Origin of the sequence: Streptomyces sp. DSM 40750 (assembly GCF_024612035.1) — a bacterium.
GTDB lineage: Bacteria > Actinomycetota > Actinomycetes > Streptomycetales > Streptomycetaceae > Streptomyces.
Genome location: NZ_CP102513.1, coordinates 8,833,254 through 8,859,522, shown reverse-complemented (window position 1 = coordinate 8,859,522; position 26,269 = coordinate 8,833,254). Strand labels below are relative to the sequence as shown.

The following is a 26,269-nucleotide window of genomic DNA, read 5'->3' as shown; positions in this document are numbered from 1 at the left end:
GTGGGGATTATCGCGTTGGCGACGGTGTACAGAACCCTCGAATCCGCCGGGTCCCTCGGGCCCCCGGGCCCGCACCGGGCTCACGGCCGCACCGGGCTCACGGCCGGTCCGTGTCAGTCGGTGAGAGCGGTACGCAGGGTGGTGGCCATCAGTTCTATGGCTTCCTTGCCGGCCGGTACCGGGCCGGTGTGGGTGAAGTAGTGGTCGACACCCTCGAAGACGCGGTGGGTGACCGGGACGCCCGCGGCCTCCAGGGCCTTGGCGTAGGCGTCGCCCTCGTCGCGCAGGCGGTCGTTCTCCGCGGTGATCACGAGGGCGGGCGCCAGCCCGGCGAGGTCGTCGGCCAGCCCGGGCGAGACCAGGGGGTCGGCGAGGTCGGCCGGGTCCGGGACGTAGGCGGCGGTGAAGATCCGCATGATCTGGGGGCTCAGCAGCGGCTTGGCGATGCGGGAGAGCTTGGTGGACGGGTCGGCGACCTGGTCGAGCACCGCGGAGTCGATGATCTGGAGTCGCGGTGAGAAGCCGCCGCGGTCGCGGGCCATACGGCACACCACCGCGGTCAGGGTGGCCCCCGCGCTGTGCCCGCCGACGGCGACCCGTGAGCCGTCCCAGTCGTGGGCGGCGCCGTTCTCGACGACCCACTTCGTGACGTCGTACGCCTGGGTGACGGCGGCGGGGAAGGGGCGCTGCGGGGCGACGGCGTAGTCCACGTTGATCACGACGCAGCCGGCCGTGGCGGCTATGTGGCGGCAGATGTGGTCGTCCTGCTCGGGGCGGGCCACGATGAAGCCGCCGCCATGGAAGTTGACGTACACGGGAGCGGGGGTGCCGGGGGTGTCGGTGGTGACCGGCGGGCGGTAGACGGTGCAGGACACCGGTCCGGCGCCGGTCTCCACCCGCAGGGATTCCGTCCGCTTCGGGATGTCGGTGAAGCGGAGGTCCTTGTGGACGCGGCTCATGACGCCGCTGAGCAGCAGCTGAACCCCTCTGGCCTGGATTCTGGCACTGAACGGCATGATCGGCCCCACCCATCGCTACAACATTGGATTAACAGGATTCCTGATAATGGACGGTAATCCTGCTTTGCGCAACGGTGAGCGCGCCACTGCCGAACGGCGTCGGGTTCCGGTGACGTCCGAGAGGGTTCCTGGAGGGTTCCGAGAGGGTTCTGGGGGGTGTTTCGGAGAGGGGCCGGAGAAGGCCGAGGTCCCGGGAGGGTCAGCTCTGGGCGGGGGTGAGGACCACGAAGTCCGCGTTCGACGGGTCGAGGCAGACGGCCAGGCGGCCGACGCCCTCCGCGTCCTCGGGTCCCATCTGCACGCTGCCGCCGTTCCCGGTGACGGCCTCGACCGCGGCGTCGCAGTCGGTGACGGCGAAGACCGGGTGCCAGTAGGGCCGACCGTTCGCCAGGGCGAGGTCCTCCGCGCGGAGTTCCATGAGGCCGCCCTGCATCCGCTCCTCGGGAAGTCCGGCGGGCGTGATGAGGGTGTACGTGCCTTCGCCGCCCGGCACCGGCATGTCGCCGAACTGCCAGCCGAAGACTCCGCCGTAGAACTCCTTGGCGGCCGCGACGTCCGTCGTGTACAGCTCGGTCCAGGACAGTGACCCCGGCTCGTCCGCCAGCTCGAAGCCCTGGTCCTTGCCCGGCTGCCAGACGGCGAACTGGCCGCCCAGCGGATCGCTGTACTGCGCCATGCGGCCCCAGTCGCCCAGGTCCCTCGGTGCCACCCGCACCGTCCCGCCCGCGCTCTCCACGGCCTGGGTCGTGGCGTCCGCGTCGGTGACCCTGAAGTAGATCATCCAGGCCGAGCGCGCGCCCTCCTCGGTGAGCCGGCCGAGCCCGCTGACGATCTTGCCGTCCTTCCGGAACATTCCGCCTTCGCCTTCCATCTCCTCCCCCTCGCCCCCACCGCCACTCATGGGCTCGTACTCCCAGCCGAGCACCGCGCCGTAGAAAGCGGCGGCGGCCGGAACGTCGGGGGCACCGAGGTCGAGCCAGCAGGGGGAGCCGGGAGTGAGGTCAGTAGTGATCACGGGGATGCCCCTTCGCATTCGGAGGTCCTGTGATCTCAGCCTGACACCCGACCTCGGCGATCGCGCGTCGACGATCGCGCGTCGACGGGCCACCCCCGTGGTCACGGGTGACACCGCTCAGGCGTCGAGTCCGCCGCGCCTGACGAGACGGCCGGCGATGACGTCACGCCGGATCTCGTTCGGCGCCCTCCCCGACGATCATCAACGGGGTGTCGCGGAAGCAGCGCTCGACCGCGCCCTCGCTCCACGTCGACCGATCCGTCGTCACCTCCCCTGCCACCACCGTCGTAGCCGACCAGCCGTCAGGCCTCGAGGTCGTCGGCGAAATGCCGGAAGCCGTGGCGGTCGCGGTGGATCTTCCACAGCGTGTCGGCGAGGACGGCCGGGTCCTTCCGGCGGTGTCCGGGGACGATCGCGCCGGGGACGACCAGCTGGGCGACATGGATGCCCTCACCCGCGAGCGTGTCGTGCAGCAGATGGCCGTACGCGCTCTCCGCGGCGAAGGCGATGGACGTGCCGGCCCGGTCGGGGTGCGGGACCACAGCCGTCCCCCCGTTGACGAAGAGAATCGTGCCGCGGCCGAGGGCACGCATGTCGGGCAGCACCTGCCGTACGGCGGCGACCGAGCCGTAGACCGAGAACTCGATCGGGCCGACGAGGTCGGTGTGGCTGGTCTCCAGCACCGGCAGCATGAAGTCCCGGTGCGGCAACGGGCTGTACTGCAGGACCTCGATCGGCCCCAGAGTCGTGTGCGCCGCGTCGAGTGCGGCGGCCAGGGCCTCCGGGTCACGTACGTCGGCGGCGAAGCCACGGGCCGTGACGCCCTCTTCGGACAGGTCGGCGGCGAGTGCCCCGGTCCGCTCCAGGTCGCGGGCGACGAGCGCCACGGCGAACCCCTCACGGCCGAAGCGACGGGCGACGGCGGCGCCGAGACCCGGCCCCGCTCCGATGACGGCGATGGTGTTCATGGCTTCCTTGCTTTCCTTGCGTCGACGGTCAGCCGCGTGACTGCGGCTTGTGACTGCGGCTTGTGACTGCGGCTCGTGACTGCGGCTCGTGACTGCGCGCCCTGCCGGGCGGGCTTGACGGTCTTCATCGTGCAGTGCGAAGTGACGTTCTTGACGCGCGGGACGGTCTGACCTGGGTCCTGAGGAAGGTCTCATACGCGGCCAGGTCGGCGACGGCCACGCGCACGAAGTAGAGGACCGAGGGGGCGGGCGCGGGTGCGGCAGGTCGTACGGCGGCGGCACGGAGTTCCTCAACTGCCGTGCCGTGGCAGCTGATTCCGCGGCCCCGGCCCGCTGAGGGGCTACCGCCCCCTCACCTGCCCGCCGTGCGGCCTCGCTCACCCCGCCGACGGCAGGTGACCTGGTACGGCCGCCCGCCGGAGCGTCGGCGGGCGGCCGTACTCTTGCCCCGTGGAGAACTACGACATCCTGGACACCCCGGACAGCGACACCTCGGACGGCCCACAGCCGCGCCCCCAGTCGCTCATGCTCGCCTTCTTCGGCAACCACGTGCTGGAGGAGGTCGACCGTGATCTGTGTGTGTATTCGGGCAGCATCATCGACGTTCTCGGCCGCGTCGGAGTCGGCGAACAGGCCGTACGCTCCACGCTGACCCGCATGGTCAACCGCGGCCTGCTGCGGCGCCAACGCGAGGGCCGCAAAATGTACTTCGGTCTCACCCCGCAGGCGACCCGCGTCCTGTGGGACGGCCGCACCCGCATCTGGAAGCAGGGCGCCGTCAACGACGACTGGGACGGCAGCTGGACCCTTCTCGGTTTCTCCCTCCCCGACTCCTGGAAGCGCCAGCGCCACGATCTGCGCTCCCGGCTCGCCTGGTCCGGATTCGGCGCCCTGTACAGCGGGCTGTGGATCGCCCCCGGGGACATCGACATCGCCGGTGTCGTCGCGGAACTCGGGCTCACCGACCATGTCAAGATCTTCCACGCCCAGGCCGATGTCGCGACCGACATCGAGCTGATGATCCGCGACACCTGGGATCTGGAGCGCATCGCCGCCCGCTACGTCACGTTCGACAAGCGCTGGACCGCCCACCTGGGCGCCGGTTCCGGTGACGACCCCATCGGCACCCTGCTGCGGCTCGTCAGCGAATGGCTCTGGACCATCCGCACCGACCCCCGGCTTCCCACCCGCCACCTTCCCCCCGTCTGGCCGGCCCGCCCCGCCGAGGAGACCTTCCGCCGTGTCGCCGAACAGACGACGAGGCCGGCTCGGCGGATGGCCCGCGAACTGCTGGACACGGTCGCGCTGCGCTAGGCCCGGGCGGGCTGGGGGCCGGGCCCGTCCTGGCAGGTCGCGTACTCGCCCCTCGGTTCAGGAGCCGCCCCTCCGTCCCGCCCCGGCAGCCCATCGAGCACGAGTGTCGCCAGTGACTCCGCCGTGGCCGCGATCTGTTCATGAGACGTGCGGTCGGCCCTAGGGGACGGCCAGTGCCGAAAACGCGGTCGTGACGGAGTCGTTCAGTTCGGCCCAGACCGTTTTGCCTTGTCGGGCGCGGCGTGTTCCCCAGTGTTCGGCGAGCTGGGCGACCAGGAGGAGGCCGCGGCCTCCCTCGTCGAACACACGGGCGCGGCGGAGGAGCGGGGTCGTGCCGCCGGAGTCGGAGACCTCGCACATGAGGGTGCGGTCGTGGATGAGGCGCAGCCTGATGGGCGGCCGGCCGTAGCGGATGGCGTTGGTGACCAGCTCGCTGACCACCAGCTCGGCGGTGAACTCCAGCTCCTCCAGGCCCCAGTCGCTCAGCTGCCGGGAGACGTCCGCCCTCGCCCGGGCGACGGCCGTGGGTTCGGCCGCCAGCTCCCAGGTGGCGACCTGGCCCGCGCCGAGGGCATGGGTCCGGGCCAGGAGCAGGGCGACGTCGTCGGGCGGCCGGGCGGGCAGCAGGGCTTCGAGTACGGCGTCGCAGGTGGCCTCCAGGGAGGGCGCGGGCCTGCCGAGGACGTCCCGGAGCCGGGCCAGGCCCGCGCCGATGTCGTGGTCCCGCGCCTCGATCAGTCCGTCGGTGTAGAGCGCGAGCAGACTGCCCTCGGGCAGTTCGAACTCCGCTGTCTCGAACGGCAGCCCGCCCAGGCCGAGCGGCGGGCCCGGGGGCAGGTCGAGGATGTCGACGGTGCCGTCCCCGGTCACCACGGCGGGCAGCACATGCCCCGCGCGAGCGATGGCACAGCGGCGCGAGACGGGGTCGTACACGGCGTAGAGGCAGGTCGCACCGGCACCTCCGGGGTGATCTGCGTGATCTGCGTGATCTGCGTCATCGGCCTTATCGGCGCCCTCACCGACTTCCGCTTCGGCATCCTCACCGCTCTCCACCTCGGCGGCCAGGCGGATCACGACGTCGTCCAGGTGCGTGAGGAGTTCGTCGGGCGGCAGGTCGATGTCGGCCAGTGTGCGTACGGCGGTCCGCAGGCGGCCCATCGTGGCGGCGGCGTGGATGCCGTGGCCGACGACGTCGCCCACGACGAGGGCGACCCTGGCGCCGGAGAGCGGGATGACGTCGTACCAGTCGCCGCCCACGCCGTCCTGTGCGTCGGCGGGCAGGTAGCGGAAGGCGACGTCGACGGCCGACTGCCGCGGGGTCCGGCGCGGGAGCAGGCTGCGTTGCAGGGTGAGGGCGGTGGCGCGGGCGTGCGTGTAGCGGCGGGCGTTGTCGACGGCGACCGCCGCCCTCGCCGCGACCTCCTGGGCGAGCAGCAGATCCTCGTCGTCGAACGCGTCGGGGTCGCGGTCCCGGCAGAACTGCGCGACGCCGAGCGTCGCACCCCGGGCCCGCAACGGCACGACCAGTGTGGAGTGGACCGGATGCACGCCGTCCGCACCGCTGCCGCACACAGCACCACCGTCCACGACACCGCCACCCTCCACGACGCCGCTGCCGCCCACAGCACCGCTCCCGTCCACGCCTCCCCTGCCGCCCTCCGCGTCGTCCGGACCCCGGTCCCCGCTGTCGAGCCGATGCCGGGTCGGCTGTCCCGTCTCCAGGGCGCGGGCCGGTGGGGAACCGGACGGATAGGTGTGCGGCTGCCGACGCGCGATCGTCGACGGCGCCCGGTCTGGTTCGGCGACCGGCCGCTGGGCGACCCGGCGCAGTACGGGTGAGGCGGGCGGGTCGTCCGGCGGGCTGTCGTGGGCGTTGAGCGCGGAGTCGAGCAGGTCGACGGTGACGAGGTCGGCGAAGTGCTCGGTGGCGAAGTCGGCCAGTTCCTGGGTGGTGCGGGCGATGTCCAGGGTGGTGCCGATGCGCATGCTCGCCTCGTTCACCATCGCCAGCCGCCAGCGCAGCCGCCGGTCCCGTTCCTCCTCGTACGCCACGACACCCTGCTCGGAGGTGCGGTCCACGTACCCGGTCGCCGTCGCGATCAGACTGCGCGCGGCCTCGCTGATCAGGTCGGCGTCGTCGGTGCGCCGGGGCATCTCTTCGAGCAGACGGTCGAGGATGACGCCCTGGCCGAGCCGGAAGGCCCGCAGCACCGAGCTGACGGGGATGCCGTGCCTGGCCAGCCGGCGTACGCGCGCCAGCTCGGCGGACGGTACCTCGATGTCGCCCGGGTCGACTCCGTACTGGAGGGCGGACAGCACCGGGACGACGTGCCCGGCGACGTTCTCCGACGCCATGGCGTCGGAGAACTCCCAGAGTTCGGGCATCTCGTGGCGCAGGCACCGCTCCACCTCGGCGATCAGCTCGTCCGCTCTGGAGGCGAGCTCGCGCGCGACACGGGACACAAGACCGTCAGCCGTGGGGTCCACAGTCACGACGGTACGCCGAACAACCGCTGACGCCCTACCGCGGACCCGGTCCGCCCGCCGTACCCCGGAAGACGCGGTTCAGGTGATGGTCCAGGACCGCCACCGCGGACTCCTGGCCGCGCTGGCCGACGAGGACGCTGGAACCCAGGCCCGCGGACATGGCGAGCAGACCGATCGCCTCCAGGCGGGGGTCCGCGCCCGGCCGCAGCAGATCCGCGTCCTGGGCCCTCCGGAGGAGTCCGGTCAGGGCCTCCTCGGCGGCATCGGGCTGTTTGATGAACGACTGGGCCGCGAGCGCGGGGTCGGTCACGGAGAGGACGGCGTACGAGGTGTAGAGGAGGTGGAACGTACGGCTCTCCTCGTCGGTCGGCAGCGCCGCCATGAGCAGCGCCTCGACCGTCGCACGCGGACCGGTGTCGTCTCCGGCGGCCCGGAGGCGTTCGGAGACGCGTTCCCCGAACCGCTCGGCCAGCCGCTCCAGCCCGAAGAGCAGCAGCTTCTCCTTGGTCTCGAAGTAGTACTGCACGAGCCGCAGCGAGACGCCCGCCTCCGCCGCCACATCACGCATCCCCACGGCGTGCAACCCCTGCCGCCCGGCCACCCTGACAAGTGCCTCGGCGATCTCGGTGCGCCGCTGTGTGTGGTCCACCCGTCTGGGCATCGACCGGTTCTCCGCTCGTCGTCCTCGCCGCTATGGCTTCGCTGGTACGGCTTCGCTGGTTCGTCTTGCTGGTTCGTCTTCGCTGACAGGGCCCTGAACGAGCCCCCGCTTTTTTGATGGTACAGCCGTACCAACATCATGGTACGTTCGTATCACAAAACCGAGACCTCGGAGGTGGACGTGTCCCCGACCGTTGCCAGCAAGAACGCCGATGTCGGCCGCTATGTGAGCGATGCCTGGCGCGACCGTCACTTCGCCGCCTGCGACGCGGTCCACGCACTGGGCGCGACCCCCCTCGCGGAACAGGACGTGGACACCTCGTTCGGCACCACGCACGTGTACCGCTACGGCCCGGCCGCCCCGGAGGCCCAGTCCCGGACCCCGGTCGTCCTGATCCACGGATCGGGCTCCTGTTCCGCCATGTGGTACCCGAACACCCCCGCCCTCAGCGCCGAACGCCCCGTCTACGCCCTCGACACCCCGGGCGACCCCGGACGCAGCGTCCATCGCGCGCCCCTCCATCGGCCCGAGGACGCCGCCCGGTGGCTCGACGAGACGCTCACCGGGCTCGGGCTCGACCGTGTCCACCTGGTCGGCGCCTCCTACGGCGGCTGGCTCGCCCTGAACCAGGCGCACCGCGCCCCCGGCCGCCTCGCCTCGGTCACGCTCCTGGACCCCGGCGGGCTGGAGAAGGTGGGGCTGCGCTTCTTCGTGTGGATCTTCGCCAGCCTCTTCGCGACCTTCGCCCCCAAGGCGATGCGCCCGCGTCTGGCGGCGTGGCTGGAACAGCCGGTCCTCGTCGTGCCCGAACTGCGCACCATGGCCAGGACGGCGCTCCGCGCCTACACCGTCCGCCGCCCGTCCCCCCTGCCCCTGACCGACGAGGAACTGTCCACCGTCCGCACCCCGCTCTACCTCGCCCTCGGCAGGCGCAGCCTCCTCGTGCACGCCCGGCGGCAGGTGGAGCGGGTGCCGCGCCTGATACCGGGCGCCCAAGCCGAGATCTTCTCCGACACCGGCCACGGCCCGTGGATGGACCACGCGGAGGAGGTGAACCGACACATGCTGGACTTCATGGCCTCCGTGGACCCACAGACCGGGCGCGACTCGTCCCACAAGTGAATCCGGTCCACCGCAGGGCACGGTCAGGACGCACCGCGGCTCCGTCGACTGCTCACTTCCCGGACCGATCGGCCGCCCGGAACGGCTGGCGGCTGCTCTTCAGGCGCCCGGGTCCGGTCCACCTGTCCGGCCCCTGCCTCGGGCCGGTTATGGTGACCAGGCGAATCGAACGTATGCAGGGCTGGCGGAGGGCACGCGGTGTCGGACGTAGGGCGGCTCGTCGCCGGGCGCTACCGGCTCACGGAGCAGATAGGCCGCGGCGGCATGGGCACGGTCTGGCGGGCCGGTGACGAGGTCCTCGACCGCCATGTCGCCGTGAAGCGGCTGCATGTGCAGCCGCACCTGTCCGCCGACGACCTCGTCACCCTGTACGAGCGCACGCGCCGCGAGGCGCGCAGCGCGGCCCGGATCGCGCACCCCAATGTGATCGTCGTCCATGACGTCGTGGACGACCACGTGGACGACGCCGACGGCGGCACCGGTGACGGCCGGCCCTGCATCGTCATGGAGTACGTCCCGGCGCCCACACTCGCCGATCTCCTCACGGACGGCCGGACCCTCCCGCCCGAGGAGGCGGCCCGTATCGGTCTGGGCATGGTCGCCGCGCTGCGCGCCGCGCACACCGCCGGGGTACTGCACCGCGACGTCAAGCCCGGCAACGTCCTGCTCGGCGCCGAGGGCCGGGTCGTACTCACCGACTTCGGCATCGCGATGACCGCGGACGCCTCGACCCTGACCAAGACCGGCGAGATGGTCGGCTCGATCCACTACATGGCCCCGGAGCGGATCCGCGGCCAGAAGCCCGGCCCCGCCTCGGACCTGTGGGCGCTGGGCGCCACGCTGTACCAGGCGGTGGAGGGCCGCCCGCCCTTCCGCCGCCTCACCGCGATGGAGGCCGCGTACGCCATCGCCGTCGACCCCCTGGAGCCCCTGAGGCAGGGCGGCGCCCTGGCGCCCCTCATCGAGGCCCTCCTCGCCAAGGACCCCGCCGACCGCCCCTCCACCGAACAGACGGAGCGGGCCCTGCGCGCCGTGGTGTCCGGACAGGCGACGACGGCCCTGCCGCTGCCGGGCGCCGGGCGCCCGGTCGACGAGGGTTCGTCCAGCGGGCGCTCGGCCGACGACGACTCGTCCGACGGGTGGGGGACCGGCCGCGAGCCGATGGAACGCGACGGCGGCCGGGGCGGCACGGGCCGAGACGGCTCCCCGGGCGGCCCCCCGGGAGGCTCGGGCCAGAAGACCGGCCGACCCGCCCGCCAGAGCCGGGGAAAGCGCCGTGTCCTCGTCCCGATCGCCGTCGCCGTGACCGTGGCGGCCACGGCCGTCGGGGCCGCCCTCTACGCCACGTCGGCCCCCGACGGGCAAGCGGCCCCGCCGAGCGGCGGAAACTCCGCCTCCCCGACCCCGGCGCACTCCCCCTCCCCCGTGCCCGACGGCTTCCACCTGGTCACGGACGAGAGTCTCGGCGTCTCCTTCCCCGTCCCGGACGGCTGGAAGGTCGCCAAGCGGACGGCCGAGTCGGTCACCTACGCCGACGAGACGGGCCTGGTCGGCATCACGATCGGCGTCGTGGACCCCGCCGGTTCGCATCCCATGGCCCACTTCAAGGACATCGAGGCCAACACCAAGATCAACTACCCCACCTCGTACCGCAGGCTGCGCATGCAGCAGACCACCTTCCGCGAGCAGCCCGCGGCCATCTGGGAGTTCACCTTCCAGGGACGGGCCCGCGCCTACCGCGCCATCGACCTCGGGTACGGCCGCGAGGGCGAACGGGAGTACGACATCTACCTCTCGGCCCCGGACTCCGAGTGGGACACCCACCGCCCCGTCTTCGACAGGGTCAGGGACGGTTTCGTCACGGGCGTCTCCTGAGCCCTCGACCGCACGGGACCGGCCGGGCCCCTCGCCCCTCCCTGAGGCGCCGTGAGCGCCCCGGGCCCGGTCGGCGCCACATACAGGTGGAATTCGGCGACCTGGTGGGCGGGCCACGTCCGGGCGAACTCGGGTGCGCCGCCGCCCGGTGCGACCAGTGCGGCCACGGGGACGCGTTCGGCGGTGCGCAGGATGCCCTCCCGGGTGGTGTTGGCGTTGTTGCCGTGGGTGGCGGCGGAGGCGCAGCCGGCGTAGTAGGCGATGGGGATGGCGTAGTCACCGGTCAGCAGACAGGGCGGCCTTACGCCGAGGCGCCGTAGCTCGGCGGCGATACGGTCCCAGTCGCGGTGGAACGCGGTGGTGCGCTCGACGGTGCGGTCCAGCACCACGTACTGCACCGCCAGATGCCCGACGAGCCCGAGCACCACCGCCGCCCCGACGACCGGCCGCCAGGCCCCGCCCGGCCCCGTGACGAGGTCGAGCAGCGCGTCGGCGACGGGGATCGCGAGCAGGGCGTACGCGGGCAGCAGGAAACGTGGCGCGGCGTACCCGATCAGGAACAGATACGGGACGGCCGCCATGGCGGCACAGGCCAGCGGCACCACCGTGGACGACGCCCGCCCGGCCCTGAGCGCGACGGCCAGCCCGAGCGCGGCCAGCACCGGCAGCACGAACCACCACGCGACGACCGCCGCATGCGGCATGTCCCCGGTGCACGGACGGCACAGCGTGCGCCCCACCAGACTGCGCAACTGGTCGTCGACGGCGATGTTCCAGCCCAGCCCGCCCTGAATCCGGGAAGCGTCGGCCAGCCGCCGCGCCGGCCCGCCGTACTGGGTGTACGCCTCGACGACCCACGCTCCCGCCCCGGTCCCGAGCCCGGCCGCCAGCGCCCCCAGCAGTCGCGGCCGCCGCCACTCCCGTACGCCCAGCAGCAGCACGAACAGCGGGAGAGTCACCCATACCGAGTCGGTGGGCCGCATCCACGCCATCAGCGCGCTGCCGGCGGCCGCACCCCACAGGGCCGCCCGGTCCGCGGGGTTCTTCCGCCCCCGCAGGAAACAGCCCACGCAGAGGAGCGCGCCGACCCCGACCCAGTAGTTGGGCATGGCCTGCGGTCCGTAGAAGAGGGTCACCCACAAGGACGCGAACAGCGCGCCCCCGAGGGCCAGCACCCGCGCCGGGAACAGGCCCCGCCAGACGCGCAGAGCGAGGTAGAGCCCCAGCCCGGACAGCACCGCCAGATAGACGCGCAGCAGCTCGGTGGACGACGACCACACGGCGACCGGTGCGACCAGCAGCGGCACCCCCCGGGCACGCGGCGCGCTGAAGAACGCCGCCGGCGCATGCGGGCTGACCTGACTGACGTACACCGTCTCGTCCCAGCCGAGCCCCATCCCCGGGGGTACGAGGACGAGTTGGGCCAGTGTGAAGGCCGCGGCCACCACGGCGACGAGGCCGAGGGCCGGTTCGGCGGCCGGCGTGGCGAGTGGTGTGACGACCGGCGCGGCGTTCGGACTGAGACGCATGACCCATCCCGGAGAGAGGAATAAAATCCTTTAAAGAGACAAAAGGATGAGATATGCGCCTGCGGTCGGCCGCTGCGGCACACCGGCCTACGGACCCCCTTCACCCGCCCGGCTCAGCACGCCTTCCCCGCACGGCCCCCTTCCCCGCACGGCCCCCTTCCTCGCGAGGCGCGCCTCTGCCTAGCGTGCGCCTCATGGATCACCGACAGCAGCCGCCCCCACGGCCCTTCGACCACTTCGACCACTGCCCCTGGCTGTTCGAGAAGGAGGCGACACGGGAACAGCGCGCCGCGCAGCGGGAACGGCAGCGGAAGCTCGGCGGAGACAGCGAAGTGGGCGAGCGGTGCTACGTGGCCGAGTCGGCGGCGGTGTTCCCGGACGTCCTACGGCTCGGCGACGACTCGTACATCGCCGCCCACGCCTATGTCACCGGCGATCTGACCACCGGCACGGACTGCACGCTGAACCCGTTCACCGTGGTGCGCGGCACGGTCGCGCTGGGCGATGGCGTGCGCATCGGCGCCCACACCTCGCTCCTCGGCTTCAACCACTCCACGGCCCCGGACCGGCCGGTCTTCCGCCAGCCCCAGACCAGCCGGGGCATCACCGTCGGCGACGACGTCTGGATCGGCTCCCATGTGGTCGTCGTCGACGGCGTCACCATCGGCGACCACTGCGTCATCGGCGCCGGGGCGGTCGTCACGAAGGACGTCCCCGCGTGGACGGTGGCGGCGGGGAATCCGGCCCGGCGGATCCGGGACCGGCGGGAGACGGGAGGTCGCGAGCGGGTGGGCGGTGACGTCCTCACCCGGTTCGCCGACACCGCCCGCGCCCAGGCCGCCGACCTCCTCGACCGATGCTGGAACGGCGACCACTACACCGACCGCCCCGGCGCCGCACCCACCGTGCGAGCCCACTGCGACGCCGTGGAGATCGCCGATCTGCTCCTGGGCCGCGCCCCCGCGCAGCTGGACCCGGAGGAACACATCGAGCGCCTGACCACCCTCCAGGACCGGGAAACCGGCCTGACACCCGAACTCGGCGAGCGACTGCCCCCCATGGACGCCGACGGTTTCATCGGAGAGGGCCCAGCGCTGTACCACGTCCTGTCCGTGGGCTACGCGCTCGACCTGTTGGGCGCGTCCTTCCGCCAACCCATACATGCCATAAGCGATATGACGGCTGGTCAACTCCTCGCCCGACTGGAGGAGTTGCCCTGGCGGGACGGCGCGTGGGGCGCCGGTGCCTGGATCGACGCCTGGGCCACAGCCGCCCACTGGAACCTGCGGCACCCGGACAGCGGCGGCCTCACCCCGGGCACCCTCGAAGCCCTCTTCGGCTGGCTCCTCACCCGGGCCGATCCCTGGACCGGCATGTGGGGCAGCCCGTCGGCGACCGACGGACGCCTCCAGGTGGTGAATGGCTACTACCGGCTCACGCGCGGTTCCTTCGCCCAGTTCGGGGTACCCGTCCCGCATCCGGAACGGGTCGTGGACGCGGTCCTCGACCACTCCCGGGACACCCGCCACTTCGGGGCGGGCCGGGAGAACGCCTGCAACGTCCTGGACGTCGCCCACCCGTTGTGGCTGTCCACACGGCAGTCGGGCGGCAGAGACGGAAGCGGTGACGGCTATCGCTCGGCCGAGATTCGCGGTTGGGCCGAACAGCAGCTCAGCGCCGCCCTGACCCGCTGGCAGGACGGGAAAGGCTTCGGGTTCGGGCCGGGCACGGAGCCGGGGCTGCAAGGAACGGAGATGTGGCTGGCCATCGTCTGGCTGCTGGCCGATCTGCTGGGCCGCTCCGACCTGCTGGGCTATCGGCCACGTGGCGTACACCGCCCCGAACCGGCCCGCGGAGCGTGAGACACACCACTTCCGGAACGTCAGCGTCCGTACTGCTCCATACGGGTGGTCGCGCCTTCACCCAGGTGCCGGGCATCGCGACGGAGCGGAACGGGCCATGAGAGTGCGATGAGGTGGATACCCCATGACTCACTCGGTCACCATGAATTCCCCCCTCGTCCGGCGACCAGTGGCTCGGTGCACTACCTTTGGGCGTGAACAGCCGAGCGGCCCACGTTTACCCAATTCTTGCCATATGAAGCCAGAACGGCTGAGCAGCTACTAGGAGCGGGGCTTCCCATGCGTAATGCTGGGAGGTCCCGCGCTTCACTCCACAGCCGCTGGCACGGGAGGGCATCGGGTGGTTAAGACAGTGAAGACGCCGTCCGGCGGACGGACGATCGCCTATGAGACCTGGGGCGATCCGGACGCACACCCGGTGTTTCTGCTGCACGGAACTCCCGGAAGCCGACTCGGGCCCCGACTGCGCACCTTCGACCTGCACAAGCTCGGCGTGCGGCTCATCGCCTACGACCGACCGGGGTACGGCGGCTCCGACCGCCACGAGAAACGCACGGTCGTCGACGCCGCCGAGGACGTCGACGCCATCGCCCAGGACCTGGATGTCAAGAAGTACTCCGTGGTGGGCAGATCAGGCGGCGCACCGCACGCCCTGGCCTGTGCCGCGCGCAACATCGGCAGCCAGGTGGCGAGTGTCGCCGCGTTGGTCTCGCTCGCCCCACCGGATGCCGAGGACGACGGACTCGACTGGCACGGCGGGATGTCCGACTCCAATGTGTCCACCTACGATCTGCTCGACGCCCACGCACCCGATGTGACCGAGCTGGGCGCGCTGCTCGCCCGCAACGCCGAGACCATCCGGCGCGACCCCACCGTGTTCCTCGCGTCCCTCCGGGAGGAGATGCCGAACGTGGACCGGGTGATCGTCGAGGACGCCGGGATTCGCCAGCACCTCCTCAGGAACTACCTTTCCGCGGTGGGCGAGGCCGAGCAGGGCGCGGCGGACGATCCGCGCGCCCCGATGGGCTGGGTGGACGACCTGGTGGCGTTCCGCTCGCACTGGGGGTTCGACCTCAAGCAGATCGACGATTCGGTGCCCGTGATGCTCTGGCACGGCGAACGCGACATCTTCGCCCCTGTCGCCCATTTCCACTGGCTGGCCAAGAAAATGCCCTCGGCCAAGGCCGTGCTGCAGCCCTCCGCAGCCCACTTCGCGGCGCTGCCCGCCCTACCCCAGGTTCTCGCCTGGGTTCGCGACGAGGCCGCCTGACAACTGCGTTGGGGTGTGCGGCCGCTGCCGGCAGCGGCCCCACACCCCGACTCGTCACGACTAGATGGGGTGCGGCTCCAGGTCGAGGCAGCTGAGGTTCCACGTCTGCAGGGCCACCACCCGGGGGTGCGCCCTGCCGATGCGCTTGCTCAGCGCGGCCAGCGTGTCATGGTGCTGGGTGCGCGACTCGTCGCCGCGGCCCAGCCGGCTCAGGATGACGGCGTGGTTCCCCGCGCAGGTCAGCGTCGACGGGTGAAGGGGCTCAAGGACCTCTTTGAGCAGTTCGTACGCCCCGAAGCTGGTCCTACGGGCGTCCTCCCACTTGCCGAGCGCCGCCTCCGACACGGCCAGGTTCGCACGGCAGATGAGCACATAGGGGTGGTGCTCACCATTGAGCTTGGAGAACTTCTCCTCGGCGTGGCGCAACAACTCGTATGCCTCGGCCGCCGCTTCCGGGTGAATGGATCCGATGTCGTGGAGCAGCAGGACCGCCTGGTTGACGGAGCAGGCCACCGTCTGGGAGTGGCCTTCCCCCAGACTGTCCGTCAGGTCCCTGTGCACCCTGCGGATCAGGTCCAGCCCCTCTTCGCGCCGTCCCTGGGCGGCGATGTCGCCGGCGAGGCTCATCTCCAACAGCAGCTGTTCCGAGGAGGACTTCTCTCCGTCGGGTGTGGGTGTGCTCCTCAGCACATGGCGCACGAGATCCTCGGCCTCCGCCGCCCGGCCCGCCCTGCGCAGGGAACCGGCCAGGCCCTTGGCCGTGTTCAGCACGGTCGGCGAGCCCTGGGTGAGGCGAGGATTGCGCAGACAGCGCTCGTAGGCGCGCTGCAGCAGCGTGATGGATTCCTCGTAGTCCCCGCAGTCGCGCAGATCGCGGCCCAGGTTCACCGCCGACTCGATGGTCAGGGGGTGGTCGTGGAGCTGGATCGCCTCACGCAGTTCCAGCGTCCTGCGGTCGAGGTCGCGGGCCTTGTCGTACTCACCGGAGAGGCGTAGGGCCACCGCGAGGTTGTTGGCCGCGCTGAGGGTCCGCGCATGGTCCTCGCCGTAGATCTCCCCGTACTTCCTGTACGTCTCCTCGTCGTAGCGCAGAGCCTCCGACAGCCGCCCCAGCCCCCGCAGGTCGGCGGCGACGCTACTGGTGGTCATGAGGATGTGCTGGTCGTCCTCGTCGTCGAGCACGGCGCGTTGTCGCTCCAGGACCTCCTGGTCCAGGTCGAGCGACTCCTCGTACTTGCCCTGGGCACGCATGATGTTGGCGATCTGGAAGCGCATGTGGAGCGTCCAGCGTTCGTCCGGGGAACCCTCTTCGGACCAGTCGGCCACGCACTGTGCGCTGTATTCCATGGCCTGGTTGAGTTCGCCCCGGCGGCGCAGCTGGCGCACCCGGTCCACGAAGAGTTCTCTGATGCCTTCGTCGGGAGTGGTCTTGGCCCACGGCGTACCGAGATGCGGCCAGATGATGCGGTACTTCTCCCAGGTGTTGGGGTTCTCGGGGTCGTCCCCGCTGGGCCTGGCGGCGACCAGCGAGCGATAGACGATCCGCTGCGCCGTCTCACGCTCCGCTTCGGTCATCTCCCCCCGCATGGCGACCTGCATCATCCGGTGCACCGTGATGGTCCGGGCCTTGCGGTCCACAGTGACCAGCGAGAACTTGCTCAGCTCCTTGTACGCGCGGGAGACCGTGCGCACGCCGCCCAGCGCCCGGGAGACCTCGAAACCCTCCAGCAGGTCCATCGAGATCGGCTCGGGACTGTAGTACGAGCAGATCTGCAGGAGTTGCACCGCCGCCGGGAAGTTCTCCCTCAGTTGCCCGAGCGCGAACTCCCAGGTGTGCTTGACGACTTCCCCGACGGTGTTGTCGGCCGGGGCGCCGGTGGCGTGGGGCTGGAGCTGCTCGATGTAGTCACGGACGTCAGCCCTGGTCTGCTCGATGTAGGCCGCGGCCCGCTCGATCGCGATCGGCAGGTCGCCCAGGGCCTCCGCGATCTGGTCGGCCTCTGTCCAGACGGCGTCGGGCAGTCGGCTGTCCAGGTGGTCGATGCTCTCGTTCCGTTGGAAGACGGGGACCTCGACGGTGTCCACGAAACGTCCCCAGCCCTCGGCACGCTGGCTGGTGACGATGATGTGGCCGCGTCTGCCGTCCATCATGAACTCGGGGAGGTGTCCGGGTTCCGGGACGTTGTCCAGGATCAGCAGCCAACTGTCATAGCGCTCACCACTGTTGAGCACCTCGTGCACGGTCTCGGCCGTGGCGGTCGGATTCGGCCGCTCCGGCAGCCCGAGTGGCTCCGCCAGCCTCGCGTACTGCTCGATGGCCAGGATCTTCTGCTCGGCCTCGATGTTCCAGACGACGTCGTAGTCGCTCCTGTAGCGGTACGCGAACTCCTGGGCCAGCAGGGTCTTCCCGACGCCGCCCATGCCCTTGAGTACGAGAGCCCGGGTGTCCTCCTGCCACAGCCTCTCCCGGATGCCCTCCAGCAGTTCTGTACGGCCGGTGAAGGACGACGTTCGCAGCGGGACGCCGAAGACCAGGGGCTGGGTCTTCGGGAAGCGGGGCAGTTTCTGCTCGCCCCCGGTGAAGTGACTGTGCCCCAGGGACTCCGCGCTCCGACCGAACCAGGTCAACAGGGCGTCACGCCCCTCTTCGCCGCTGCCGCAGCGGGTCATGTCGGCGAGCTGTTCCGTGAAGGGCGCCTCCACCGACACCTGATCGTCCACTTTCATCGAGACCAGTTGGTGCGCGCGCCGGTCGCTCTCCGCGTAGACCGCTTCCCAGGTCGTACGGAACCGCGCCGATCTGCGGTAGGCCTGGGAGAAGATGATCAGGGTGTGCGAGGCCGACTCGACACCGCGCTCGATCTCGTCGCGCACCAGCGCGCCCTCGGTCGTGGCCTCCTGCGACAGATGGACCTTGAATCCCGCCTGTTCCAGGACCGCGCCCGCCCAGTTGGCCCAGCTCCTGTCCTGGGGGACGAAGCTGACGTACACGTCGGAGATGCTCGGCGGCCGGTGGCGGGTGTACCGCTCCAGGGTCTTGCGGCGCAGCGGCTCGTCGATGCGCGGCATCGAGTCGACCTGGCCGTCCGTGATGACATCGGCGAGTCTCTCGTAGGCGGACAGCAGGCTCTTGGGGTCCCCGGGCTGTTCACGGAACGGGGCGAGCGTCTCCTCGTACGAGTAGATGGGCACGTAGGGGATCTCGACACTGCGCCAGTAGTCCTCCGGGTCCCGTTCGGGGATGTGCTTGCGCACGATCCGGTCGAAGCGGTACTGGATCTGGCCCCGGGCGGCGTCCAGCCGGTCGGCCTCGGCGTTCTCCACCCGCATGGGGACGGGCAGGAGCCGGATGTCCCGGTTGCCGTACAGCATCCCGTCGATACGCTCGGCGACACCGGCCGCGCCCTCGATGCTCTGGCTGCTCGGGGTGAAGCAGGTGACCACGGCCTGCGGCAGGTTGACGGTGCAGATGTCGGAGATGTCGTTGAGGCCGGTACGGCTGTCGATGAGGACGTAGTCGAAGTTCTCGAGGAACTCGCGCTTGAGTCCCTCCAGGAACCGGGTGGCCAGCGGTCCCTCCATGAACTCCTTCCAGTCGAACTGGGAGAACGCCGCGAGGTAACCCTTGTTCTTCGTTCCCGCCGGGAGGTAGTAGAGCTGACCGCCTTCGGGGAAGTCCCAATCGACCTGGATGAGGCACCTGTTGAGGGTGATTCCGTCGGACGCCCCCAGGTCGACCGCACCCGTGTATTCGGAACCCGGCTCCATGCGATGCGTGGTGGACTCACCCCCGCCCTGCGCCGAGAGCACGAACTGGGTCGAACGGCTGACCAGTTCGAGCACTCCAGGCGTTTGGCGCAGCTGCTTCTCACTCAGGAAGGGGTGCAGGAAGCGGTCCAGACCCGGAGCGTCGAGGTCCCAGTCGACCACCAGGACGCGATTGCCCGAGGAGGCCAAGATCCACGCCGTGTTGGCGAGCGCCATCGTCCTTCCCGTACCGCCCTTGTACGAGTAGAACGTGATGATCCTGCGCGCGTCCTCGCCGGTCATGGCCTGCCCTCCACGCGACGTCCGTCGCTCGGTACCCCGTTGTCCCTGCCGGCGTCGGGCCGTCGGGGCAGGTCCGCACCGGATTCCGGAACATCCCGGACGCCAGCTCCGCTCCGGGATAATTGCGAATGAATGTACCGCAGATAGCGGATCTTGGTTGCTTCAGCCAGTTCGCTGAACCAGCGGGTGAAGACATCCGCCCCGGCCAGACCGCTCACCGCTTCCTGCTCTCCCGCCCGGCCCTCGCTGAGGAAGCGGGGGAAGTGCGTCGCCAGCAGCCCGCGCAGCCGGTCGGACTGCTCCTTGGTCTGCAGATCGTCCCCCGCCAGAGTACTCAGCACCGCCGTCCACGGACGCCGGGCTCTGTCGAACTCCCTTGCCTGACTGGCCATTTGGGGATTCTCCAGCGCCCAGGGGTCCACCACCAGGATCCAGGGGGCCGTCGGGACCTCCGTGTCCCGCAGCTCCGCCTGGGTCTTGTGGAAGGGCAGCACGGTGGGCTCGAAGCCGAGGTTGCGGGCCAGGGCCTCCATCTGCTCGACCAGGGGTCCCACCGCCTGGCCGTAGGGCCGCCAGTCGTCGACGCGTGGACCGTAGCGGGCGTTGTCCCGGCCTACCGGCAACTGTTCCTCGGTCGGGGCGAGCACGGTGATGTGCAGCGGGGAGGCGAAGGGCGGATCGGCGAAGGCGTCGTCCAGGCCGGCCAGAGTCGTGGGCTCCGTCGCCCTGCCGCCGCCGGTGGGCACCCGCGGCTGCCTGGGCACGGCGGCCGCCTGCTCGACGATGCGCTTGGCGAGCCAGTCCGTGACCTGGGCCACCTGGGGGGAGAGCTGGGCCGCCGCGTGCTCGTCGTCCGGATCCGGCCGTTCGGTCAGGTCGAGCAGCTGGTCGAGCAGCCGGTGCAGTCCCATGGAGGCGTAGTTCTCGGCCGCTTCACCGATGCCTTCCGGCACCTCGGGGTACTGCTCCTTGACCTTCTTGGGCAGCGACGTGGGTGAATACGGCGTCCACAGCACCGGAACGATGCTCGGCCGAACCCCTTGAGACGCTCCCTGGGTGACAGCGGTCCACTGGCGCCCGCACTGGGGATTGCTGAAGTACCGCTTCGAGTACAGCGGAACGAAGACCCGGCAGCCCAGAAGCGCCTTGATCGACTTCTCCCCCGGCGTCCCGGGCCGCTCGACGAAACCGGCCTCCTCCCGTGACACTCTCGCGTGACGTGCCACTTTCCCGCACAGTTCGTCGAAGAACTGGAAAACCAGACGGTTGGGATCCTGTGAGGCATCCCGGTGCCGGGGAGCAGGAACCCGCGCATAGCTCATGAAGAACATCGGCATCCCGCTATTCCCCCTCGAAGACATTCCGGAGGTCTTTGAACAGCTCCACGTCGCACGGTTCAAGGCTGGTCTGCTGAGCCACTTTGACGATCATCTGGGCGAGCGTCCACACCGAGCTGCGGTACTTGAGGTGGCGGCCCGCCTGCTTCAGTCCGTAGAGACCGGACTGCAGGTAATCCTTACCCAGATCGGGGTGGGCGTACTGCACCTTCGCCGCCGTGGAAAGCGGCAGAGTCAGATGCTGGTGCCCGACCCAGAGGACGGGGACGATCGCGTTGCCCGTGTACGGCCGGGTACGGAGCTGTTCCTCCTGACGCCGCGCGAAGGCGTCCCATTCCCTTCCGCACCATTCTCTCTTGAAGTACCGGCTGTTGTAGATCGGCACGAAGACCCGGCAGGTGGCCAGGGCCTGTTTGAGCCTGCTCTCCCAGTCGTCACCGGGGTCCATGCTCAGGTCGAGGAACCCGGGCGACTCCTCGCCGTCGTGATCGGTCAACTGCATGATGTCGCTGCATAACTGGGCATGGAACTGCTCCAGCGCCACATCCGACGGGTCTTTCCTGGACCGTGCCCCCTTCAGCGGTGTCCGGGCATAGCTCATGAAGAACACATACGGATCGGAGGAAACCGTCGACCGGGTCGCCTGAGAAGCCGGATGAATCATGGACTCGCCTTTCCCTCCCCCGTCGCCCACCTCGGGCCTCCCAGCCCCGAGCATCACAGCTGAATCTCCTCCAGGATCCATTGGAACGCGAAAACCGCTGCCGGTGCCAGGGGTTGGCCAGAGCAAGTTGTACCGGACACCGGTGCGGAGAACGGGAGTTGGTCCCCCATTACACCGCGACCGGACCGGTTTCGGCCACTCCTCCCAGAGTTTCGGCCTCGCCCCGGAGCCCACGGACGAAGCGGTGGCCCAGGGCCGTCAGGGAGCCGGTTCCGGCCACGGTGTCGAGGGCGTCCAGCACCGCCGTCCGCCACCTGTCCGCCTCGACGCGGGAGCGTTCGTGCAGGGCGGCGCCGACGTCCGCCGCACCGCGGCGGACCCTGATCCGCCAGACGTCGGCGACCGCGAGATGCGCGTACACGCCCTGGACGATGGCGTCGAGCGGCCTGGGGTCGGGCCGCCACAGCACCCGGTAGCGGTGCTCGTCGAGGCCGTCGAGCAGATCGAACATGTCGAGCATCGCGCCCAGTTTGACGTGCTGGTACTCGTGGATGAGCAGCATGGCCAGGTCCTCGGCCGAGCGGGGCAGTGCGATGCCGACCGCGCCGAAGGCGTGCCGGGAGGTGGCGCTGACGTCATCACCGGTCGGTGAGGGGGCGAGCGGAGTCACGGCGGTCAGTCCTGCGACGATCCCCTGCGCATAGTCGGGGTACTCGGTCCGGATCAGCCGCCAGGCTTCCCCGAACATCGACTCCCACCGTCGGAATTCGGCCTCGGCCAGCCGGGGCAGCGCCTCGTACCCATAGCAGTCGCGGGCGGGATCCAGGTCGTCCAAGGCCACTTCCAGCCCCTCCGCGGACAGGTGCCGCAGCGGCTGCCAGATCATGCCGTCGGGTGGCCGCTCCCGGCCGAGGGTCCGCCCTTCCACGGTGAGCGTGGCATCGGCGGCCGTCACGGTGACGGTGCCGGACCGCCGGTCGCGGCTGTCGGCGCGCACCAGCAGCCGCCCCATGCCGGGCAGATGGATCGCCGAGCCCTCGGGGCCGTGCCGCAGCGGGACGGGCAGGGTCAGCCGCCCGCCGGTGCGTACGGCGGCCGAGAGCGCGGCCTCGGCCGGGTGGCCCTCGGCCCGCCGTACCGACTGCACGCAGGCGAGGGCCCACACGCGGAGATAGGGGTCGGCCAGCAGCACGTCCAGGGCGGCAGCGGGCAGGGCGAGGACCGCTTCCCAGCCGGGAGCCGAGTCCGCCGAGCCACGGGGGTCCGGGGTGTCCGCGCGGCGGGCGGCGGCCAGCAGCGCCCGCCGCTGGCTGCCCTGCGCCGCGGCGAGCGACCGGACGGCCGCCGTGCTGCCGTATCCGGCGGCCAGTTCGTCGAAATGGGTCCAGGACAGTCCGTGCCAGCCGTGGCGGACCTCGGCGTCGTCGCGTTCGCTCGTCTGGACGTACTCGATGACCTTGAGCAGGTCCGCGCAGTAGACGGAGGGGTTGTCGAAGCCGTTGGACTTCCGGTGGCGGTGTCCGTACAGGCCGCCGCCGCAGACCGACACGACGGGGCAGGCGCGGCACTGTGCGCTCAGCCCGTCGAGTCCGGCGCGGCGGGCCTGGATGCCCCGGTGTTCGGCGGCCTCCTCCAGGCGGTGGGTGGCGATGTGCATGCCGGTGTCCGGGGCTCCCGGATAGGCCGTCTTCAGCCAGTCCGCCTGCTCGACGGCGCCGTCGGTCTCCACCACCAGCAGGTCCGAACTGCCCAGCCCCAGCGCCTCGGTGAGGCTGCCCCGGCCGCGGGTCAGCCGGCTGATCGACTCGAACATCCGGATCCGCATCGGCATGCCGTCCGCGGTCCACTGCCTGTGCACGGCGATCAGCCAGTCGGCGTAGTCGGAGCCGGTCTCCCCGCCGGGACGGGGCGGCGGGTACTCCCAGGTGGCGTGCGGCAGCAGGAAGTCGACGGCGGGCGGGCGAAGTGCGGCCAGCGCCCGGTACACCTCCACCGGGTCGTTCTCGACGTCGATCGTGCAGAGCAGCCCGCCGAAGGCGCTCCGGTGGGCGGGTGCACCCAGGCGGTGCACCGCCCGCACCACGTCCCGGTAGGAGCCCGAGCCGTCCCGCCTGATCCGGTGGCGGTCGTTGGACGCCTCGTCGCCGTCGAGCGAGATGCTGGTGACGATGGACTCGTCGACGAGCATCTCGCAGAACGCGTCGTCCAGTCGGAGTCCGTTGGTCTGCATACGCAGGTCGAGTTCGGCCACGCCGTGCAGCGTGGAGCGCAGTTGGCGGGCGAAGCCGCGCAGCCGTTCGCGCCCGGCGAGCAGCGGCTCGCCGCCGTGCAGCACGACATGGACACGGGTGAGCCGGTGCTCGGCGGCATGCTCGGCGATCCGCTCAGCCGTACGACGGAACGTTTCCTCGGACATGGTCACCGGACGCCCGCGCCAGCTCTGGTCGGCGTGCTGGTAGACGTAGCAGTGGTCACAGGCCAAATCGCAGCGGCTGTGCACCTTGATCACGAACTGGCGAAAGGGCCGCGCCGCCACCGTCACCGGTACGATTCCTCGTCGTTCCGGTCAGCCTGGTCAGAGCGACGACTGGAAGGCGGCCACCGGCTCTCCGCCACCCGCGAGCGTCCTTGCCAGAGCCGACTCCTGAGCGGACTCCGGAACCTCATCCAGCGAGGTGTCGTGCAAGTCCCTGACGACGCTCGTGGCGAAGGGCTGCTCGTACCTGTCCATAGGCGTCTCCTCGGGCGTACGGCTCCGGGCGGCACACCTCATAGTGACGGCCCGGTAACCGAACAGCAAGGCGATCGCCAGCCAAGTCCGTGAAGCGGGGAGACACCGTCGAACGCCTTGGCGGCAGCACTGGAAGGCAGGTGCGAGGCGGTGGGGCCGCGGCGATCGGGAGCGGATTCGTCCGCCTGAAGGACCGTCCCCACGAACGGCCGCGGTCGTCAGGACGCCCCTCCTGGACGCCCCTTCGGTCGAAGGGGCCGCCGTATCAGGAAAGTCGTCCTGACGACCCGGCCGTCGTCATCGGCGTGGCTGCCCGCAGGGGGCAGCCGCCGTCATCACGCAGCCCCGTCCTTCGAGGTGGCCACGGGTGCGGTGAGGTCTTCCTCCTCGGGGAGTTCCTCGACGTCGACGCCGCGCACTTGCGCCAACTCGTGTTTGAGGGCGGCGAGTTCGGTACCCCCGGCCATGTGGTTGGTGAGTTCTTCGAGGCTGACCTGGTCGCGGGCGGCACTGAGTTCGAGGGTGCCCAGACGCAGGACGCTGAAGTGGTCGCCGACCATGTAGGCGTGGTGGGGGTTGTGGGTGATGAAGATGACGCCGAGGCCGCGGTCGCGGGCGGCGGCGATGTACTTCAGCACCACACCCGACTGCTTCACACCCAGCGCGGCGGTGGGCTCGTCGAGGATGAGGACGCGGGCGCCGAAGTAGACGGCGCGGGCGATGGCGACGCACTGGCGCTGGCCGCCGGAGAGGGTGCCGATGGGCTGGTCGAGGTCGTCCAGGACGATGCCCATGTTCCGCAGTTCCTCGTCGGCGGTCTTCTTCATCCTGTCGATGTCGAGGCGACGGACGGGCCAGGGGCCGCGGGTGAATTCGGAGCCGAGGAAGAAGTTCCGCCACACCGGCATCAGGGGAACCGTCGCCAGGTCCTGGTAGACGGTGGCGATACCGGCGTCGAGGGCTTCACGGGGGGTGGAGAAGCGGACGGGGCGGCCGTCGATGAGGACGTCGCCCTCGGTGTGCTGGTGCAGCCCGGAGATGATCTTGATGAGGGTGGACTTGCCGGCGCCGTTGTCGCCCAGGACGCAGGTGACGCGGCCGGGGTGGACGCTGAGGTTCACGCTGTGCAGGGCGCGGACATTGCCGTAGGCCTTGCCGGTCCCCTTCAGCTCGACGATGGGCGTGTCCTGGCCGGGCGCCACGTCCTTGACGGCGTCCTTGACCGTGTCCTTGGCGGGGGCGCCGTCGGCCGCGGCTTCGTTGGTGTTGGTCATGGGGTGGTTCACCTCCGGGTCGCTTGGCTGCGGACCCACAGATTGACGAGGGCGGCGATCAGGAGCATCACGCCGAGGAAGGCCTTGAACCAGTCGGGGTTCCAGTTGGCGTAGACGATGCCCTGGTTGACCATGCCGAAGATGAAGGCACCGATGACCGGGCCGATCGCCGAGCCGTAGCCGCCGGTCAGCAGACAGCCGCCGATCACCGCCGCGATGATGTACAGGAACTCGTTGCCCACACCCTCGTTGGACTGCACCGTGTTGAACGAGAACAGCAGGTGCATGCCGACGAACCAGGCGCCCGCGCCGACGCCCATGAACAGCGCGATCTTCGTGAAGTTGACGGGGACACCGACGGCCCGCGCGCTGTCCTTGTTACCGCCGACGGCGAAGATCCAGTTGCCGAACTTGGTGCGCAGCAGCAGCCAGGTGGCGATCGCGGCGAAGGCGAGCCAGTAGAAGATCGTGATTTTGAAGTCGACGCCGCCGATGCCGATCTCCGAGGCGAAGAGGCTCTTGGCCTGGTCGAAGCCGTCCATGTCGGCGATCGAGTCACTCGCGACATTGTCGGTGAAGATCTTCGTCACGGCCAGGTTGGAGCCCTGGAGAATCAGGAACGAGCCCAGAGTGACGAGGAAGCTCGGCAGACCGGTTTTGATGAGCAGCCAGCCGTTGAAGGCTCCGACGGCGAGAGAGACGATCAGCGCGACGAACACGCCGGTCCAGACATTCACCGTCAGCTGGAAGCTGAGGATCGCGGCGGTGAGTGCCGAGGTGGTGACCGCGACACCGGCGGACAGGTCGAACTCCCCGCCGATCATCAGCAGGGCCACCGGCAGGGCCATGATGCCCATCACCGACGCCTGGTAGAGCACGGTCGCCAGCGAGCTGGTCTCCCGGAAGGAGGGAGCGACCGCGAAGAAGAAGGCGTACACGCCGATCGCGGCTATGAGCGCGCCGACCTCGGGGCGGGCCAACACCCGTCGGCCCAGGGAGCGTTGTGCGGTACGGCCGTCCTTCTGGGCGGCCGGCGGAGCCGGCGACGAGGATGAGCTCGCCGCCGGTGCCGTTGCTTGGGTCATGGTCAG

The 26,269-nt window shown here is 70.3% G+C and carries 18 protein-coding genes; 5 read left to right on the top strand and 13 right to left on the bottom strand.

The genetic code is table 11. The features are described 5' to 3' along the window. Positions 1 to 113: 113 nt before the first annotated feature. From JIX55_RS39180 to JIX55_RS39170, 3 genes are all read right to left on the bottom strand, one after another. Positions 114 to 1,016 (bottom strand): alpha/beta hydrolase, encoded by a 903-nt coding sequence (locus JIX55_RS39180; protein WP_257567969.1) that lies wholly within the window; start codon positions 1,014 to 1,016, stop codon positions 114 to 116. 202 nt (positions 1,017 to 1,218) lie between these two features. Then, the gene (locus tag JIX55_RS39175; RefSeq protein ID WP_257567968.1) at positions 1,219 to 2,034 is read right to left on the bottom strand and encodes a VOC family protein; all 816 of its coding nucleotides are present in this window, start codon (positions 2,032 to 2,034) and stop codon (positions 1,219 to 1,221) included. Positions 2,035 to 2,336: 302 nt separating this feature from the next. Further along, positions 2,337 to 3,002, bottom strand: coding sequence for an SDR family NAD(P)-dependent oxidoreductase (locus tag JIX55_RS39170; RefSeq protein ID WP_257567967.1), 666 nt, complete (start codon positions 3,000 to 3,002; stop codon positions 2,337 to 2,339). Positions 3,003 to 3,452: 450 nt separating this feature from the next. On the opposite strand from JIX55_RS39170, the gene JIX55_RS39165 reads away from it, so the two are divergent. Beyond that, on the top strand, positions 3,453 to 4,316 hold the full coding sequence (locus JIX55_RS39165; RefSeq protein ID WP_257567966.1) for a PaaX family transcriptional regulator: 864 nt from the start codon (positions 3,453 to 3,455) through the stop codon (positions 4,314 to 4,316). 159 nt (positions 4,317 to 4,475) lie between these two features. On the opposite strand, the gene JIX55_RS39160 is transcribed toward JIX55_RS39165, so the two are convergent. Together JIX55_RS39160 and JIX55_RS39155 are read right to left on the bottom strand one after the other, a co-directional pair. Continuing rightward, positions 4,476 to 6,803 carry an ATP-binding SpoIIE family protein phosphatase gene (locus JIX55_RS39160; RefSeq protein WP_257567965.1) on the bottom strand — a complete coding sequence of 776 codons (2,328 nt, stop codon included), beginning with the start codon at positions 6,801 to 6,803 and terminating at the stop codon, positions 4,476 to 4,478. Between the two features lie 34 nt (positions 6,804 to 6,837). Continuing rightward, positions 6,838 to 7,464, bottom strand: a complete 627-nt coding sequence (locus JIX55_RS39155) for a TetR/AcrR family transcriptional regulator (protein WP_257567964.1) — start codon at positions 7,462 to 7,464, stop codon at positions 6,838 to 6,840. Positions 7,465 to 7,602: 138 nt separating this feature from the next. On the opposite strand from JIX55_RS39155, the gene JIX55_RS39150 reads away from it, so the two are divergent. Together JIX55_RS39150 and JIX55_RS39145 are read left to right on the top strand one after the other, a co-directional pair. Then, positions 7,603 to 8,586, top strand: coding sequence for an alpha/beta fold hydrolase (locus tag JIX55_RS39150; protein ID WP_443046629.1), 984 nt, complete (start codon positions 7,603 to 7,605; stop codon positions 8,584 to 8,586). A gap of 198 nt (positions 8,587 to 8,784) precedes the next feature. Then, a complete protein-coding gene (locus JIX55_RS39145; RefSeq protein WP_257567962.1) occupies positions 8,785 to 10,461 on the top strand; it encodes a serine/threonine-protein kinase in 1,677 nt (558 codons plus the stop codon). Here JIX55_RS39145 and JIX55_RS39140 read toward each other — a convergent pair. Continuing rightward, a complete protein-coding gene (locus tag JIX55_RS39140; protein WP_257567961.1) occupies positions 10,374 to 11,990 on the bottom strand; it encodes a hypothetical protein in 1,617 nt (538 codons plus the stop codon). The two genes, JIX55_RS39145 and JIX55_RS39140, sit on opposite strands and share 88 nt — an antisense overlap. 194 nt (positions 11,991 to 12,184) lie before the next feature. Here JIX55_RS39140 and JIX55_RS39135 point away from each other — a divergent pair, with 194 nt between their 5' ends. Next, positions 12,185 to 13,852: an acyltransferase gene (locus tag JIX55_RS39135; RefSeq protein ID WP_257567960.1), complete on the top strand. Its 1,668-nt coding sequence runs from the start codon at positions 12,185 to 12,187 to the stop codon at positions 13,850 to 13,852. A gap of 340 nt (positions 13,853 to 14,192) precedes the next feature. Then, positions 14,193 to 15,122, top strand: a complete 930-nt coding sequence (locus tag JIX55_RS39130) for an alpha/beta fold hydrolase (protein ID WP_257567959.1) — start codon at positions 14,193 to 14,195, stop codon at positions 15,120 to 15,122. Positions 15,123 to 15,182: 60 nt separating this feature from the next. Here the strand turns inward: JIX55_RS39130 and fxsT are convergent, their stop codons facing one another. From fxsT to JIX55_RS39095, 7 genes are all read right to left on the bottom strand, one after another. Continuing rightward, positions 15,183 to 19,172: an FxSxx-COOH system tetratricopeptide repeat protein gene (fxsT, locus tag JIX55_RS39125; protein WP_257567958.1), complete on the bottom strand. Its 3,990-nt coding sequence runs from the start codon at positions 19,170 to 19,172 to the stop codon at positions 15,183 to 15,185. Then, positions 19,169 to 20,509, bottom strand: a complete 1,341-nt coding sequence (fsxC, locus tag JIX55_RS39120; protein ID WP_257567957.1) for an FxsC protein — start codon at positions 20,507 to 20,509, stop codon at positions 19,169 to 19,171. The genes fxsT and fsxC overlap by 4 nt, the downstream gene beginning before the upstream one ends. Positions 20,510 to 20,513: 4 nt before the next feature. Then, entirely contained in the window at positions 20,514 to 21,227 is a 714-nt protein-coding gene (locus JIX55_RS39115; protein WP_257569622.1) for a TIR-like protein FxsC, read from the bottom strand. 115 nt (positions 21,228 to 21,342) lie between these two features. Beyond that, entirely contained in the window at positions 21,343 to 23,715 is a 2,373-nt protein-coding gene (locus JIX55_RS39110; RefSeq protein WP_257567956.1) for an FxsB family cyclophane-forming radical SAM/SPASM peptide maturase, read from the bottom strand. Between the two features lie 33 nt (positions 23,716 to 23,748). Next, a complete protein-coding gene (gene fxsA / locus JIX55_RS39105) occupies positions 23,749 to 23,904 on the bottom strand; it encodes an FxSxx-COOH cyclophane-containing RiPP peptide (RefSeq protein ID WP_257567955.1) in 156 nt (51 codons plus the stop codon). 335 nt (positions 23,905 to 24,239) lie between these two features. Then, entirely contained in the window at positions 24,240 to 25,178 is a 939-nt protein-coding gene (locus JIX55_RS39100) for an ATP-binding cassette domain-containing protein (protein ID WP_257567954.1), read from the bottom strand. Between the two features lie 8 nt (positions 25,179 to 25,186). Then, on the bottom strand, positions 25,187 to 26,263 hold the full coding sequence (locus tag JIX55_RS39095) for an ABC transporter permease (protein ID WP_257567953.1): 1,077 nt from the start codon (positions 26,261 to 26,263) through the stop codon (positions 25,187 to 25,189). Between the last annotated feature and the right edge of the window lie 6 nt (positions 26,264 to 26,269).